We start from the raw sequence: 14,064 nt of genomic DNA on the forward strand, positions 1-14,064 counted from the left end.
GACCTTCTGGAAGCAGTACCGCCCGGTGGCAGGATGGGGGCATGAACCTGCACCAGAACCTGCTGAACGAGCCGCCCGAGACGCGCCTGGCCGACCACCCCGAGGCCCGCGAGGCGCTCACCGCGGCCGAGGACCCCACGCCGGTCGCCGGTCGCTTTCCGGAGTACTCCGCCGCGTGGGCACGCCTGGCCGAGCTGTCCCTGGCCGACGGCCAGCCGGTGACCGCCTACGCCTACGCCCGTACGGGCTACCACCGGGGCCTGGACCAGCTGCGCCGCTCGGGGTGGAAGGGCCACGGCCCGATCCCCTGGGAGCACGAGCCCAACCAGGGCTTCCTGCGCGCGCTGCACGCCCTGGGCCGGGCCTCCGCGGAGATCGGCGACACCGAGGAGGCCGAGCGCTGCGCCACCTTCCTGCGCGAGTCCAGCGCCGAGGCGGACAAGGCCCTCAACAGCTGAGGCCCCGGGCCTCGGCCGAGGGGCCGTCCGGATCCCTCCGAGGAGTCCGGACGGTCCCTCGCATGCCGGGGCGCCCACGGGAACCGGCCATCTCCCCCGTGCGGAAAGGGTGCGAAAACCACCTTTCCGTGTGCACTGGGAGCAGGAGTAAACCGTGTGCCCCAGGTGCCATAGCGTCCCACTTAACCCGGATGCGGTGGTCGTGTACCCTCAATACGCAACGGCCCCTGTCGCAGCCTTGCGCCAGGGGTTTTCCATGTTCGGGGCCGGAAAAGCCCCGGTCAGGTGTCGAACGAAGAGGTAGAGACCAATGCCGGCGATCACGCTCGTGGGTGCCCAGTGGGGCGACGAGGGCAAGGGCAAGGCGACCGATCTTGTCGGCGACCGCGTGGACTACGTGGTGCGTTACCAGGGCGGCAACAACGCCGGGCACACGGTGGTCATCGGCGAGCAGAAGTACGCCCTCCACCTGCTTCCCTCGGGCATCCTGTCCCCGAACGTGGTCCCGGTCATCGCCAACGGCGTCGTCATCGATCCCGGTGTGCTGCTGGAGGAGCTGCACGGCCTCCAGGAGCGCGGTGTGGACACGTCCCGCCTGCTCATCTCGGCCAACGCGCACCTGATCATGCCCTACCACCGGGCACTGGACAAGGTCAGCGAGCGCTTCCTAGGCAAGGGCAGGATCGGCACCACCGGCCGCGGCATCGGCCCGACCTACGCCGACAAGGTCTCCCGCCAGGGCGTACGCGTCCAGGACATGTTCGACCCCAAGATCCTGCGCAAGAAGATCGAGCTGGCCCTGAACGACAAGAACCAGCTGCTCACCAAGGTGTACAACCGGCGCGGCCTGGACGCCGAGCCGATCATCGAGGAGTACCTGGGCTACGCCGAGCAGCTGCGCCCCTACGTCGCCGACACCTCGCTGATCCTCAACAAGGCGCTCGACGAGGGCAGGACCGTGTACCTGGAGGGGTCCCAGGGCACTCTGCTGGACATCGACCACGGGACCTACCCGTTCGTGACCTCCTCCTCCCCCACCTCGGGCGGTGCGGCGGCCGGTTCGGGCATCGGCCCCACCCGCATCACCAAGGTCGTGGGCATTCTCAAGGCCTACACCACCCGTGTGGGCTCGGGCCCCTTCCCCACCGAGCTGCTCGACGAGCAGGGTGAGTGGCTGCGCACCCAGGGCGGCGAGTACGGCGTCACCACCGGCCGCAACCGCCGCTGCGGCTGGTTCGACGCGCCCATCGCGCGCTACGCCACCCGGGTCAACGGCATCACCGACTTCTTCCTGACCAAGCTCGATGTGCTCACCGGCCTGGAGCGCATCCCCGTGTGCGTGGCCTACGACGTCAACGGGGTCCGCCACGACGAGATCCCGATGACCCAGACCGACTTCCACCACGCCGAGCCGGTCTACGAGTACCTCGACGGCTGGTCGGAGGACATCACCGGCGTCCGGGAATTCGACGAACTCCCCAAGAACGCGCAGGCCTACGTGCGTACTCTGGAGGAGATGGCGGGGGCCCCGATCTCCGCCATCGGTGTCGGGCCGGGCCGCGACGAGACACTCGAACTGCGCTCCCTGGTCTGACCCCCCGTCTGTCCGCCTTCAACACGAAGAGGCCCCCTGTAGTGAAAGCCCTCGTTCTCGGCGGCGGAGGCCGCGAGCACGCCCTCGTCCGTGCGCTGTCCCTGGACCCGGGTGTCACCAGTATCCACAGCGCCCCCGGCAACCCCGGCATCTCGGAGTTGGCCGAGAACCACGTCATCAACGTGACCGACGGCCTGGCCGTGACCGAACTGGCCTCGCGCATCCGCGCCGAGCTGGTCGTGATCGGCCCTGAGGCGCCGTTGGTCGCCGGTGTGGCGGACGCCCTGCGCGACCGGGGCATCCCGGTGTTCGGCCCCGACCAGGAGGCAGCCCGCCTGGAGGGCTCCAAGGCCTTCGCCAAGGAGGTCATGGAGGCCGCCGGGGTACCCACCGCCAAGGCGCGGGTGTGCAAGACCGCCGGCCAGGTGTCCGAGGCGCTGGACGAGTTCGGCACCCCGTACGTGGTCAAGAACGACGGTCTGGCCGCGGGCAAGGGTGTCGTGGTGACCGAGGAGCGCGCGCTCGCCGAGCGGCACGCCCGCGAGTGCGGCCGCGTGGTCATCGAGGAGTTCCTCGACGGCCCGGAGGTGTCTCTCTTCGTGCTGAGCGACGGCCTGCACGCGCTGCCGCTGCTGCCCGCGCAGGACTTCAAGCGCGCCTACGACGGAGACCAGGGCCCCAACACGGGCGGCATGGGCGCCTACGCGCCGCTGCCCTGGGCCCCGGCGGGCCTGGTGGACGAGATCATGGGGTCGGTCGTGCGGCCGACCCTGGTGGAGATGAACCGGCGCGGCAAGCGCTACCAGGGGCTGCTGTACGTGGGCCTGGCGCTCACCTCCCGGGGCCCGCGCGTGGTGGAGTTCAACGCCCGGTTCGGCGACCCGGAGACCCAGGTGGTCCTGGACCGGTTGGCGACCCCGGTCGGCGCGGTCCTTCAGGCCACCGACACCGGCGGCCTGAAGAGCATCGGCTCCCTCCAGTGGAAGCAGGGCGCCGCGGTCACCGTGGTGATCGCCGCCGAGAACTACCCGGGGGACCCGGCCAGGGGCGACGTCATCGGCGGGCTGGACGCGGCGAACGCGCTGGACGGCGCGTACGTACTGCACGCGGGCACCACCTGGGAGGGCACGAACGGCGTCAAGTCCAACGGCGGGCGGGTGCTCAACGTGGTCGGCACCGGCGCCGACCTGCGCCAGGCTCGCTCGCGGGCCTACGAGGCGGCGTCCCGGATCGAGCTGCGCGGCTCGTTCCACCGCACCGACATCGCCGAGCGGGCCGCCGCCGAGCTGTAGCGGACGGGACCGCGCCCAGCGCCCCCTGCCCTGCGGACGGTCAGGATCGAACTCCCAGAAAGGTAGGGACCGTGAGCGGTTTCGTCGTCAGGCCCGAACCCGTCCAGGTCGAGGGACTCACCCACCTGCACACCGGCAAGGTGCGCGAACTGTACGCCGCGGCCGACGGCGCGCTGGTGATGGTCGCCAGCGACCGGGTGTCGGCCTACGACTGGGTGCTGCCCACCGAGATCCCGGGCAAGGGGCGGCTGCTCACCCAGCTGTCCCTGTGGTGGTTCGACCAGCTGGGCGACCTGGTGCCCAACCACGTCGTGTCCGACACCCTGCCCGAGGGCGCCCCCGACGACTGGGTGGGAAGGACGCTGGTGTGCCGCAGGCTGGACATGGTGCCGGTGGAGTGTGTGGCCCGCGGCTACCTCACCGGATCCGGCCTGGAGGAGTACCGGGTGGACGGCACCGTGTGCGGGATCGCACTCCCCGACGGACTGGTCGACGGTTCCGAGCTGCCCGAGCCGGTCTTCACCCCGGCGACCAAGGCCGAGGTCGGCGATCACGACGAGAACGTCTCCTTCGAGGCCGTCGCCGCCGCGCACGGCGAGGAGCTGGCCGCCGGGCTGCGCGACCTCACCCTGCGGGTGTACGGGCGCGGCCGGGAGGTCGCACGGGAGCGCGGCATCATCCTCGCCGACACCAAGTTCGAGTACGGGCGGGACGAGGACGGGAACCTGGTGCTGGCCGACGAGGTGTTCACGCCGGACTCCTCCCGCTACTGGCCCGCGGACGCGTGGGCCCCCGGAGGGCCGCAACCCTCCTTCGACAAGCAGGTGCTGCGGGACTGGCTGCGCTCACCCGAGGCCGGATGGGACCGGGCGTCGGAGACCCCGCCGCCGGAGCTGCCCGGGCACGTGGTGCAACGCACCCTCGACCGGTACGTGGAGATCTACGAGCGTCTGACCGGGGACAGGCCCGCCCTGTGAAACACCGCGTCGGGGTGATTCGGCGCACGCGGTCATCGTTCCGTGCCCGGAAGCGCGTATGGTGGTTGACGTTGTGCGCAACGCCGGTACGGGTTCACCGCCCGCGCGTGCGGCGTGCGGCGGCCCTGGTCTTTCCCGCCGGGCGAAATACCCCTGTGGCCGTTTGACGGGACTCTACCCGCGATTCGCGGGTATACCACGTTCTGGATCGGTACACGCAGGCGAGTGCTATAGAGTCGTCGCGAACACCGGTTCACTGGCCGCGCAGGTCACACGCACGATGGTCGCAACGTTCCAGAGGAAACCCGCGTCCAATACAGGCGAAGCCCGACGAGGGTGACCTTTTTTCACATCTGCCTCACAAAGGAGCACATGAGCATGGGCCAGGAGGTTCGTTACCGCGTCCGCGGCGGACGCCCCCTCAGTGGAACGGCGTTCATCCAAGGCGCGAAGAACGCCGTCCTGCCGATGATCGGGGCCGCCCTACTCGCGGCCAGGGGCCGTACGGTGTTGCGGAACGTTCCGGTCATCGAGGACGTCTACCGAGCTCTTGAGCTCGCCGAACACGTGGGCGCCAAGGTCGAGTTCCACGAGGCCGAACGGACCGTCGTCATAGACGCCTCCAGGCTCAACGACCCCGAGCTCGCTGTTCTGCCCGCCGATATCGCGGCCCGTTTCCGCGGTTCCGTGCTCTTCGTCCCCGCGCTGATGCACCGCACCGGACGCGCCCGTATCGAGGGCGTCGGCGGATGCAACCTGGGCAGCCGCAACCTCGACTTCCACTACCGGGGCTTCGCGCGCCTGGGCGCCGAGGTCACCGAGGACACCGAGCGCAACCACATCAACGTCGAGGCCAGCAACCTCCGCGGTGGCCGCCTCTACCTGGACACCCCGTCCCACACGGGCACCGAGAACCTGATCATGGCCGCGGTCCTGGCCCCCGGCACCACCGTGATCGAGCACGCGGCCCTGGAGCCCGAGGTCCTCGACGTCATCGAGTTCCTGAGCGCCATGGGCGCCAAGATCAGCGGCGGCGGCACGGGCTTCATCACCGTCGAGGGCGTCGAGCAGCTCACGGCCGTCGAGCACACCATCATGGCCGACCGCATCGACGCCGGCGTGTTCGCGATGACCGTCGCCGCCACCGGCGGCGAGGTGAGCCTCGTGGGCGCCCAGCTGGAGCACCTGGGTGTGGCCCGCTGGAAACTCGAGCAGATGGGTGTGGGTTTCTCCCAGGAGGGCGCGGTCCTGCACGTCCAGCGCGACCCCTCGGTGCCGCTGCGCCCCATCAACGCCGTCACCTCGCCCTTCCCGGGCTTCGCCACCGACCTGCAGTCCCCGCTGATGGCCCTGGCCACCCTGGCCGATGGTGAGAGCTACATCCACGAGGCCATCTACGACGGCCGGTTCGCCCTGGCCGACGAGCTCACCAAGATGGGTGCCAAGATCGAGGTGGAGGGCACGCGCGCGATCGTGCACGGCACCACCAACCTGCGCGGTGCCGAGGTCATCGCCCACGACCTGCGCACCGGTGCGGCCCTGGTCCTCGCCGGACTGGTCGCCGAAGGTGAGACAATCGTGGCGCCTGGTTATCTGGTGGACCGCGGTCACGCTCAGTTCGCGTCTCGGCTCGCCGCGCTAGGCGGTGACGTGGAGCGCGTCACCGTCTCGTAGGGAGCCGAAGCGCAGTTCAAGCCGGGGTGGGGGCCCGTCTCCCACCCGGGCTTTCGGCGTTGATATGGAAAACGATCTTCTTTGGCCCCGCACAATGGGTACGATCTCGGCAATCATGCCGTGACAGAGATCGGGTCGGGAAACCAGTGGGCGCACATAGTGAAGAGCGTGGAATGGTAGCGGGGAGCAACCCGAGGTGAGTGCCCAGCGTACTGGCGATTTGACGATCGGCGTCATAGGGCCCCATGAGGTGGTCGAGCGGGTCATGCTCATGGGTCCAGGGTCCACAGGACCCCTCAACGCCAGACTCATCGCCGCCGCGTACCGAGATGAGCAAGAGGCGACGGACAAGGTGGTCAGGCTGGGTTCGGCGATCGACGCCTACCTGTTCGCCAGCCCTGTCCCCTACGAGTTCGCACGTAAGGCCGGGGTGCTGACCATGCCCGCCACCTTCGTGCCCCTCGGAGGGGCGAGCCTGCACGAGGCCCTGCTCCGAGCGACCCTGGACGATCGCTACGACCCGACCAGAGCCAGTCTGGACGTGCTCAGCCGCGCCGACGTGGTCGAGGCCTACTCCGAGGTCGATCTGCCCGTGGACGGTATCCACGTGCATGAGGAGCTCACCAACACCGCGCAGCTGACGTCCTTCCACGAGGGCCTGTGGCGTCGCAAGGCCACCAGGATGGCGATCACCTGCGTGCGCGGGGTCGCCGAGCGCCTGGAGGCCATCGGGGTGCCGGTGGTCCGGCTGCGACCGACCAACGCGGGTGTGCGCAGCGCCCTGCAGACCGCGGGTCTGCTGGGGGCGCACCACCGGTTGGAGGAGGCGCAGCTGGGTGTCGTGGTGGTGGACGTGCCCACCCTGCGTGACTCGACGCGGCGTTCGACCCCCCGGTACTGGCGTGACGAGCTGCGCTTGTCGCTGCACCGGCTGCTGCTCCAGGAGGCGCACCGGATCAACGCCACGGCACACCGTCTGGACGACCACTCGTTCATGGTGACGGCGACCCGGGGTTCACTCGTGACCGCGACCGAGGGTTTCCGGCAGCCGCCGTTCGTGGAGCGGATCAAGGCGGAACTCGGGATCGCGATCGAGGTCGGGATCGGCATGGGCCGGACCACGCAGGACGCCGAGGCGCACGCCAGGGCGGCCCTGAACCGTGCTCAGGCGTCGCGTCAGAGCTTCGCGGTGGACCGTGAGGGCCGTTCCCTGGTGCCCGCCCAGCGCGCGCCCGCACGGCAGTCCTCCGAGCCGCTGCGGACCAAGGGGCGCGAGACACTGGTCCGGCTCTCGGAGAAGATCGCCGAGGAGGAGGGGCCGCTGGTCGTCGACGCGGAGAACGCCGGGCGGATGCTCGGTGTCACCTCCCGGACCGCGCGCCGGCTGCTGCGGACCCTGGTGGAGGAGGGATTGGCGTGGCCTCTGCCGCCCAACCGGACCCTCCAGCCGGGCCGCCCTCGCCAGCTGTACCGGTTGATCGTGGAGAAACTGGACAAGGACGCCGCCGGTAAGTAGCCGCGACGGTGTTGGCCGTGGACCTGTGCGAGCCGCGTGGACGCGGCGGACGGGGGCGCTCCCGAGGGGGGGCGCCCCCGTTCTCGTCTGCGCCGTAGAGGGCCGCGCGGGCTCCGGGAGAGGTCCGGAGCGGAACCGGCGTGCGGTGGGCCGGGGTTGTCCACAGCCCGTGGACGACGGGCCCTCCGGCACCGGGCCCCCGCGTGGACGCCTGGGCCGCGCGGGAAACCGCCTGGATGCCGGAGGGCCCGGGGCGTGTCCGGCGGAGTCCTAGCGGCGCTTGTCGTAGGAGGTGGCGACGGACAGGAACACGTCGTTCTCCTCGGGGGTGCCCAGGCTCACCCGGGCGCCCTCACCGGCGAACGGGCGCACCGAGACGCCCTCCTTCGCGCACTCGGCGGCGAAGTCGTTCGTGTCCTCCCCCACCCGCAGCCACACGAAGTTGGCCTCGGTCGGCGGAACCGTCCAGCCGGAGGCGATGAGCGCGTCCCGGACGCGCTCACGCTCCTTGACCGTGGCCGCCACGCGCTCCAACAGCTCCTCCTCGGCCTCCAGGGAGGCGATCCCGGCCGCCTGGGCGAGATGGTTCACCGCGAACGGCACGAGGGTCTTGCGGACGGCGGCGGCCACCTGCGGATGCCCCACCAGGAAGCCCAGGCGCACGGCGGCGAGCCCGTAGGCCTTGGAGAAGGTGCGCAGCACGGCGACGTTGGGCCGGTCGCGGTACAGGGAGACGCCGTCGGGCACCCGCGGGTCGCGCACGTACTCGTGGTACGCCTCGTCCAGGACCACCAGGACGCTCTCCGGGATCCGGTCCAGGAACGCGACCAGCTCCTCCTCGCGCACCGCGGTACCGGTCGGGTTGTTCGGGTTGCACACGAGCACCATGCGGGTGTTCTCGGTGACGGCGTCCGCGATCGCGTCCAGGTCGTGCGTCTCGTCCTTGAGCGGCACCCGGACGGAGGCGGCCCCCGTCAGCTCGACGAGCAGAGGGTAGGCCTCGAAGGAGCGCCACGCGTAGACGACCTCGGCTCCGGGCTCACCGACCGCTTCGAGCAGCTGCTGGAGCAGGCCCACCGAACCGGCGCCGAGGGCGACGTGCTCCTCGGGGACGTCCAGGCGCCGGGCGAGCGCGGAGACGAGCTCCTCGGAGCCCGGGTCCGGGTAGCGGTTCAGTTCCTCCGAGGCCCGGGCGACGGCCTCGCGCACCGACGGGAGCGGCCCGTGGGGACTCTCGTTGGAGGACAGCTTGATCGAACGCCCGTTGGGCCCAACGACCTTCAGGCCCGGCTTGTAGGGCGGGATGCTCTCCAGCACCGACCGCAGATATGGCGATTTCGACTCCGACACCATTGTCCTTCCTCAATACTTTGTGCTAGCCCCGCGACACGCTCAGCAATATCGCGTGCGGGTGGGTCACCGCTCCCAGCGGAAATATCGCACAAACGAGGAGATATCACCATGCGCTTGCGTCCCTGTTCCGCCAGATCGACCCGAATCACCGCTGGTCCGGGCTTCCGGCTGGGAGAGTCCCGGGGATTGGTCCGGTCACTGGTTCTTCCTGTGGCCCTACCCATGACGATCCTGTTGAGCGCGTGCGGTGGCGGCGGAAACGACCAGGCCGAGGCCCCCGGCGCCGATGCCGCCGCGCTGCACGAGGCTCAGCCCCTGCACGTCCGCGACGCCACGCTCATGTCCGAGGGTAGCGAGAGCGGTACCTACTCCGAGCTTGTCACAGTGAAGTACAGCGAGGAGGTACGGGCCTCCACCGAACTCGACAAGCCCGAGTGCCTGGACGCCTCCAACCAGTGGGGAAGCCTGGAGGGCGTGCGCGAGGCGCCCGCGTCGGTGGCCGCCTACGAGTGGGACGGGGGCTCGGTGACGCACATGCTGGTGCGGATGGACGAGGGTACGGCCGCGGAGGCCCTGTCCACGAAACCGCCGGAGAGCTGCGCCGAGTACACCGCCACCTACGAGGACGGGAGTTCCTCCCACTACGGGGTGCGCGACCTGGAGGACGTACCGCGGATCGGTGACGAGTCGCGGGCCTTCGCCATCGATGTGGACTCGGAGGGGGTGGAGAGCCGCATGTTCAGCCTCATGTACCGCAACGGCGGCCTCGTCGGCACCACGTCCGTCCTCGGAGCCGGTGAGCTGGAGGACTACGAGGAGATGCTCGTGGAGTTCAGCGAGGCCGCTGTCGAGAGGCAGCGACAGATGCTCGGTTAGGCCGGCGTGGGCTCGCGCCCGTCCGGATCGCGCCCGTCCGGGTCGCGCGCCTCCGGGCTGCTCCCGGCGGGGTGCGCCCTCGCGGCCCGCAGGGTCCGGGCCGCCCTGGCCGCGTCGTACCGCCCCGCGTCCCGCCTGGCCGCCTGGCGCGGGCGGGGCAGCTTGCGCGGCGGGCTGGGCAGGGTGGTCCGGGCGACCGCTCCGAAGGACGCGACCACCGCTCCGCTGGCGCGGTCGATCAGGACCGCGCGTACGGCCGTGTCGCGCCTGCCGCCGGCCCTGACCGCGTACACCACGTCCACACGCCGTCCGTGACGCGTCCCGTCGTAGCGCAGCAGCCGCCAGCAGCCCTGGCGCCACACGTCGCCGGGTTCGGACCCCGTCATCACCGACACGTTGGTACGCCACACCTCGCTGCGGCGCAGCACCCGCATGGTGTGACGCGGCGAAACCCCGCGCAGGTCACACGGCTCCCGGTGGAAGCGGCGCGTGGCCGTCCCACGCGGCTCGGGGCCGAGCAACGCCAGGACCAGAAGCTCCGCGCCCAGCACCCCGGCGTGCGTCGGCCCGGCCGACGCGACCACCTGCCATCCGGCGGACTCCAGCCCGAGCGCGGCCAGGGCGGCGGCCGACAGCAGCCCGGCCCGGGCCGGCGCGCGCCAGCCGGCCGGGATCCGGCCCAGCCCGCCGAAGCAGCCGCAGCCCGCCTCCGGGGCGCGTCCGCGCACCGGTAACAGGGCCACCGCCGAGACGGCGAACACGCACGCGGCGAGGATCCGTACCGCCTCACCGAGGAGCCCGCCCACGGCCAGCAGGCCGACCGCCAACGCGGCCTCCAGCAGGCCCGTAGCGACTGTGGACGGGCGGCGCAGGCGTCCGGGCGCCAGGACGGTCAGGCCCGTCCCGCCCGCCCTCCTGGTGGTCCTGGCCAGGGCCCCGAGCAGGAGCAGCACCGCCAGGAGCGGTGACTGGACCTCGCGGGCCGCCTCGGCGATCTCCGGCAGCATGGGCATGGGTCATCCCTCCCCGTCGCGGACGGTGACGGTCGCGTCGAAGCAGCGGTCGTACGGGAACCGCTCCTCGCCGCCGGGGACGGCCAGGCAGAGCACGCGGGAGTCCGCACCGACGACCGCGCCGCGTACGACGCGGTGCCCGGGTGGTGTGGGTCCGGGCGCGCTCCGGGGACCGAGCACCGCGGAGGTGAAGCTCCTGCGGTCCCGCCTGACGTCCGTCACTGGCATACCGGCTGAGCCCCCTCGTCACGCGACCCGTCGCTTCGCTCCCGTTTGTCCCGGTCGGTCCGTACACCGCCGCCACGCTGGCATGTGCCGTACGCGCCGGTCCGTGTCGGCGGTGTGTCCTGGGGAGCACGCCGCACGGCATCCCCAACGCCGAAGGGCGCCAGCACGGAGTCCCGCGCGGACCGCACCTCCCACCTGGCACGAGGTGCGATCGCATCACCACATTCTGTGCCCACAAATCCACTCATAGGCCCTAGAGAACTTGAAAGAGACGCAAATATGCACAAACCTCCTCAGAACCTCGCTGCCACGGCCGCCTCCGCACAGCCCGCGGCCGGTACTCCCCACGTCCGCCCGGGCCCGCGGCCGCGTTCGGGGGGGGGCCGCAGGGAACCCGGTCCGGCACCCGCCGTGCGGTTTGTCGGCACGTGGGCCACAGGTGCCTGGATGTTTGCGCCTCCTGTGTGAGAGTTAGGAGGGAGGAACACGACGGAAGCACACGCAGCGCCCGTGAAAGTCGGTGGTCGGCGTGACGGGAACGACCCGGACTCCCAGGTACGACGAGTTCAGCCGCTACGTGGCCGAGCGCGGCCCGGCCCTGCTGCGCATGGCCAGGTCCCTCACGAACAGCCACGCCGACGCCGAGGACCTGCTCCAGGCCGCTCTCGTCAAGACCTTCCTCTCCTGGGACCGGATCACCAACCCGAAGGCCATCGACGGGTACGTGCGCCGGGCCATGGTGAACACCCAGATCTCCGAGTGGCGTCGCAAGCGGCTGGACGTCTACCCGACCGACGAGATCCCCGAGCAGCGCGTGGACGATCCCACCTGGCGCAGCGACCTGGCCGACGTGGTGAAGCGCGCCATCGACCGCCTGCCCAACCGGCAGAGGACCACGGTGGTGCTGCGCTACTACGACGACCTCACCGAGGCGCAGATCGCCCAGCGGATGGGAGTGACCCTGGGGACGGTCAAGAGCACGCTGTCACGCGCGGTGGAGAAGCTGCGCCTGGACGCCGACCTCATCATCGAGCGCACCCTCGGTTGACCCGGTGAACCCGTCCCGGTGCCGGGAGCGCACCGACGACGCTCCCACAGCCGCTCCGCGGCTGCCGCGCGGCCCTCGCGGCCCCCTCCCCCCATATCGGCCAGTTCCCCGGGGAACACGCTTCGTCACCCCCGGGTGAACGATGATTCAACCTGCCAGCGCATTTTGTTACCACCGGGTGAACGGTGATTCTGACTTGCCCAAGTCGTTCCGGCGTACTCCCGTTCCGCCCTCCGTTCAGAAGGCGGACAGTACGGTACCCACATGGGAAACGAATCGGCACACATAACCAAAGCTGTCATTCCAGCAGCCGGTTTGGGTACGCGTTTTCTACCCGCGAGCAAGGCTGTCCCCAAGGAAATGCTCCCCGTCATCGACAAACCCGCCATCCAGTACGTCGTCGAGGAGGCCGCCGCCTCCGGAATCCTCGATGTCCTCATGATCACCGGCCGCAACAAGCGCCCGTTGGAGGACCACTTCGACCGCAATCCGGAACTGGAGGAGGTCCTCCAGCGCAAGGGCGACCGGGCGAGGCTGGCGGGGGTGGAGGCGGCCTCCGTCCTCGCCGACATCCACTACGTCCGCCAGCGCGAGGCCCTCGGGCTCGGCCACGCCGTCCTGTGCGCGGCGTCCCATGTGGGCGACGAGCCCTTCGCCGTGCTCCTCGGCGACGACCTCATCGACCCCCGGGACCCGCTGCTCACGCACATGGCACGGATCCAGCACAAGTACGGCGGCAGTGTCGTGGCCCTGATGGAGGTGCCCCCCGACCGCACCCACCTCTACGGATGCGCCGACGTGCGACCCACCGCAGCCGGGGACGCCCTCCGGATCACCGGCCTGGTCGAGAAACCCGCGCCCTCCGAGGCGCCCAGCTCCTACGCGGTGATCGGCCGCTACGTCCTGTCCCCGGAGATCTTCGGGCTGCTCAGGAGCACCGAACCCGGGCGCGGCGGCGAGATCCAGCTGACCGACGCCCTCGACGAACAGGCCTCGCACAGCTCGGGACCCGTGCACGGGGTGGTCTTCACCGGTCGCCGCTACGACACCGGCGACCGCCTCAGCTACCTCAAGGCCACGGTGCGCCTGGCCTGTGAACGCGACGACCTCGGCCCCGAGTTCCGTGCCTGGCTCGGTGAACTCGTACAGCCGGCCCCCGTCGGCACCTGAACCCCGCCCTTGGCCCAGGACCCCGGACGGCTCAGTGACCGGGGCCCGGCAACGGAAAGCGAAGAAAGGCACACACATGGAGCTCGGCCTGGCCGGAAGCGTCGTCATCGTCACCGGAGCCTCCAAGGGCATCGGCTCGGCGACCGTCGACCTGCTCGTCGAAGAAGGTGCGCGCGTCGTCGGCGCCGCGCGCGACACCACTCCGCTCAAGGACAGGGGCGAATCCGTCCTGCCGGTCACCGTGGACCTGCGGGACGCCGGGTCGGCCGAGCGCCTGGCCGAGAAGGCGCTCGACACGTTCGGCCAGATCGACGGCCTGGTCAACAACGTGGGGGCGCTCCGGTTCCGCCAGGGATTCCTGGACGCGGACGACGAGGACTGGAAGGCCACGTTCGACCTCAACTTCCACTCCCTCGTACGGGTGACGAAGGCCGTGCTGCCGCACATGGTCGAGCGCGGTGAAGGCAGCCTGGTGCACGTGGCCAGTGAGGCCGCGCGGTTCCCGGCGCCCGCGATCCCCGACTACGCGGCCAGCAAGACCGCGCTGCTTTCGGTGTCGAAGACCCTCACCGCCGAGTTCTCCCCGCTCGGCGTGCGCTCGAACGTGGTCGCTCCCGGGCCGACGCGTACCCCGCTGTTCGACGACCCCGGTGGGCTCGCGGAGAAGCTGGCCGAGGGCTACGGGATCGACTCCCCGGACGAGGCCGTCGAGCGCTTCATCCGCGAGGACCGGCAGTTGCCCAGCCGCAGGATCGGCACCCCCGAGGACGTTGCCCGCGTCATCACCTACCTGCTCTCCCCGCTGGCCTCACAGGTCACGGGCGCGGAGTGGTCCGTCGACGGCGGCGCCCTGCGTCAGCTGTAA

The 14,064-nt window shown here is 70.5% G+C and carries 13 protein-coding genes; 10 read left to right on the forward strand and 3 right to left on the reverse strand.

The window, feature by feature from the left end; all coding sequences use genetic code 11:
- The first annotated feature begins 41 nt into the window (after nucleotides 1–41).
- The 6 genes from FYX01_RS14915 to FYX01_RS14940 all read left to right on the forward strand — a co-directional run bounded on the left by FYX01_RS14915 (nucleotide 42) and on the right by FYX01_RS14940 (nucleotide 7,511).
- Nucleotides 42–458, forward strand: a complete 417-nt coding sequence (locus FYX01_RS14915) for a DUF3151 domain-containing protein (RefSeq protein WP_150241721.1) — start codon at nucleotides 42–44, stop codon at nucleotides 456–458.
- A gap of 310 nt (nucleotides 459–768) precedes the next feature.
- Nucleotides 769–2,052 carry an adenylosuccinate synthase gene (locus FYX01_RS14920; RefSeq protein ID WP_150241723.1) on the forward strand — a complete coding sequence of 428 codons (1,284 nt, stop codon included), beginning with the start codon at nucleotides 769–771 and terminating at the stop codon, nucleotides 2,050–2,052.
- Nucleotides 2,053–2,093: 41 nt separating this feature from the next.
- Nucleotides 2,094–3,344 (forward strand): phosphoribosylamine--glycine ligase, encoded by a 1,251-nt coding sequence (purD, locus tag FYX01_RS14925; RefSeq protein WP_150241724.1) that lies wholly within the window; start codon nucleotides 2,094–2,096, stop codon nucleotides 3,342–3,344.
- A 71-nt stretch (nucleotides 3,345–3,415) separates the two neighbouring features.
- Nucleotides 3,416–4,321 (forward strand): phosphoribosylaminoimidazolesuccinocarboxamide synthase, encoded by a 906-nt coding sequence (locus FYX01_RS14930; RefSeq protein ID WP_150241727.1) that lies wholly within the window; start codon nucleotides 3,416–3,418, stop codon nucleotides 4,319–4,321.
- Nucleotides 4,322–4,699: 378 nt separating this feature from the next.
- Entirely contained in the window at nucleotides 4,700–5,995 is a 1,296-nt protein-coding gene (murA, locus tag FYX01_RS14935; RefSeq protein WP_150241921.1) for a UDP-N-acetylglucosamine 1-carboxyvinyltransferase, read from the forward strand.
- Between the two features lie 265 nt (nucleotides 5,996–6,260).
- Complete coding sequence (locus FYX01_RS14940; protein ID WP_223830471.1) at nucleotides 6,261–7,511, forward strand: transcriptional regulator; 1,251 nt, start codon at nucleotides 6,261–6,263, stop codon at nucleotides 7,509–7,511.
- 270 nt (nucleotides 7,512–7,781) lie between these two features.
- On the opposite strand, the gene hisC is transcribed toward FYX01_RS14940, so the two are convergent.
- The gene (gene hisC, locus FYX01_RS14945) at nucleotides 7,782–8,864 is read right to left on the reverse strand and encodes a histidinol-phosphate transaminase (RefSeq protein ID WP_150241729.1); all 1,083 of its coding nucleotides are present in this window, start codon (nucleotides 8,862–8,864) and stop codon (nucleotides 7,782–7,784) included.
- Nucleotides 8,865–9,086: 222 nt separating this feature from the next.
- Here hisC and FYX01_RS14950 point away from each other — a divergent pair, with 222 nt between their 5' ends.
- Nucleotides 9,087–9,740 (forward strand): hypothetical protein, encoded by a 654-nt coding sequence (locus FYX01_RS14950; RefSeq protein ID WP_150241730.1) that lies wholly within the window; start codon nucleotides 9,087–9,089, stop codon nucleotides 9,738–9,740.
- Here the strand turns inward: FYX01_RS14950 and FYX01_RS14955 are convergent.
- A complete protein-coding gene (locus FYX01_RS14955) occupies nucleotides 9,737–10,747 on the reverse strand; it encodes a methylamine utilization protein MauD (protein ID WP_223830490.1) in 1,011 nt (336 codons plus the stop codon). The genes FYX01_RS14950 and FYX01_RS14955 overlap by 4 nt on opposite strands.
- Before the next feature lie 9 nt (nucleotides 10,748–10,756).
- The gene (locus FYX01_RS14960) at nucleotides 10,757–10,981 is read right to left on the reverse strand and encodes a hypothetical protein (RefSeq protein ID WP_394350470.1); all 225 of its coding nucleotides are present in this window, start codon (nucleotides 10,979–10,981) and stop codon (nucleotides 10,757–10,759) included.
- Nucleotides 10,982–11,501: 520 nt separating this feature from the next.
- On the opposite strand from FYX01_RS14960, the gene FYX01_RS14965 reads away from it, so the two are divergent.
- The 3 genes from FYX01_RS14965 (at nucleotide 11,502) to FYX01_RS14975 (ending at nucleotide 14,064) form a co-directional block, all read left to right on the forward strand.
- Nucleotides 11,502–12,029 (forward strand): SigE family RNA polymerase sigma factor, encoded by a 528-nt coding sequence (locus tag FYX01_RS14965; RefSeq protein ID WP_150241732.1) that lies wholly within the window; start codon nucleotides 11,502–11,504, stop codon nucleotides 12,027–12,029.
- 264 nt (nucleotides 12,030–12,293) lie between these two features.
- On the forward strand, nucleotides 12,294–13,199 hold the full coding sequence (locus FYX01_RS14970; RefSeq protein WP_150241734.1) for a UTP--glucose-1-phosphate uridylyltransferase: 906 nt from the start codon (nucleotides 12,294–12,296) through the stop codon (nucleotides 13,197–13,199).
- Nucleotides 13,200–13,275: 76 nt separating this feature from the next.
- A complete protein-coding gene (locus tag FYX01_RS14975) occupies nucleotides 13,276–14,064 on the forward strand; it encodes an SDR family NAD(P)-dependent oxidoreductase (protein ID WP_150241736.1) in 789 nt (262 codons plus the stop codon).

The organism is Nocardiopsis quinghaiensis (assembly GCF_008638365.1).
GTDB classification, from domain to species: domain Bacteria; phylum Actinomycetota; class Actinomycetes; order Streptosporangiales; family Streptosporangiaceae; genus Nocardiopsis; species Nocardiopsis quinghaiensis.

What these genes read in the sequence shown, in the direction of transcription:
- FYX01_RS14950 (WP_150241730.1), top strand. Translation starts at nt 9,087, where the DNA reads ATGACGATCCTGTTGAGCGCGTGCGGTGGCGGCGGAAACGACCAGGCC.
- FYX01_RS14960 (WP_394350470.1), bottom strand. Translation starts at nt 10,981, where the DNA reads ATGCCAGTGACGGACGTCAGGCGGGACCGCAGGAGCTTCACCTCCGCG.
- FYX01_RS14915 (WP_150241721.1), top strand. Translation starts at nt 42, where the DNA reads ATGAACCTGCACCAGAACCTGCTGAACGAGCCGCCCGAGACGCGCCTG.
- FYX01_RS14920 (WP_150241723.1), top strand. Translation starts at nt 769, where the DNA reads ATGCCGGCGATCACGCTCGTGGGTGCCCAGTGGGGCGACGAGGGCAAG.
- hisC (WP_150241729.1), bottom strand. Translation starts at nt 8,864, where the DNA reads ATGGTGTCGGAGTCGAAATCGCCATATCTGCGGTCGGTGCTGGAGAGC.
- FYX01_RS14955 (WP_223830490.1), bottom strand. Translation starts at nt 10,747, where the DNA reads ATGCTGCCGGAGATCGCCGAGGCGGCCCGCGAGGTCCAGTCACCGCTC.
- FYX01_RS14975 (WP_150241736.1), top strand. Translation starts at nt 13,276, where the DNA reads ATGGAGCTCGGCCTGGCCGGAAGCGTCGTCATCGTCACCGGAGCCTCC.
- murA (WP_150241921.1), top strand. Translation starts at nt 4,700, where the DNA reads ATGGGCCAGGAGGTTCGTTACCGCGTCCGCGGCGGACGCCCCCTCAGT.
- FYX01_RS14940 (WP_223830471.1), top strand. Translation starts at nt 6,261, where the DNA reads ATGCTCATGGGTCCAGGGTCCACAGGACCCCTCAACGCCAGACTCATC.
- FYX01_RS14970 (WP_150241734.1), top strand. Translation starts at nt 12,294, where the DNA reads ATGGGAAACGAATCGGCACACATAACCAAAGCTGTCATTCCAGCAGCC.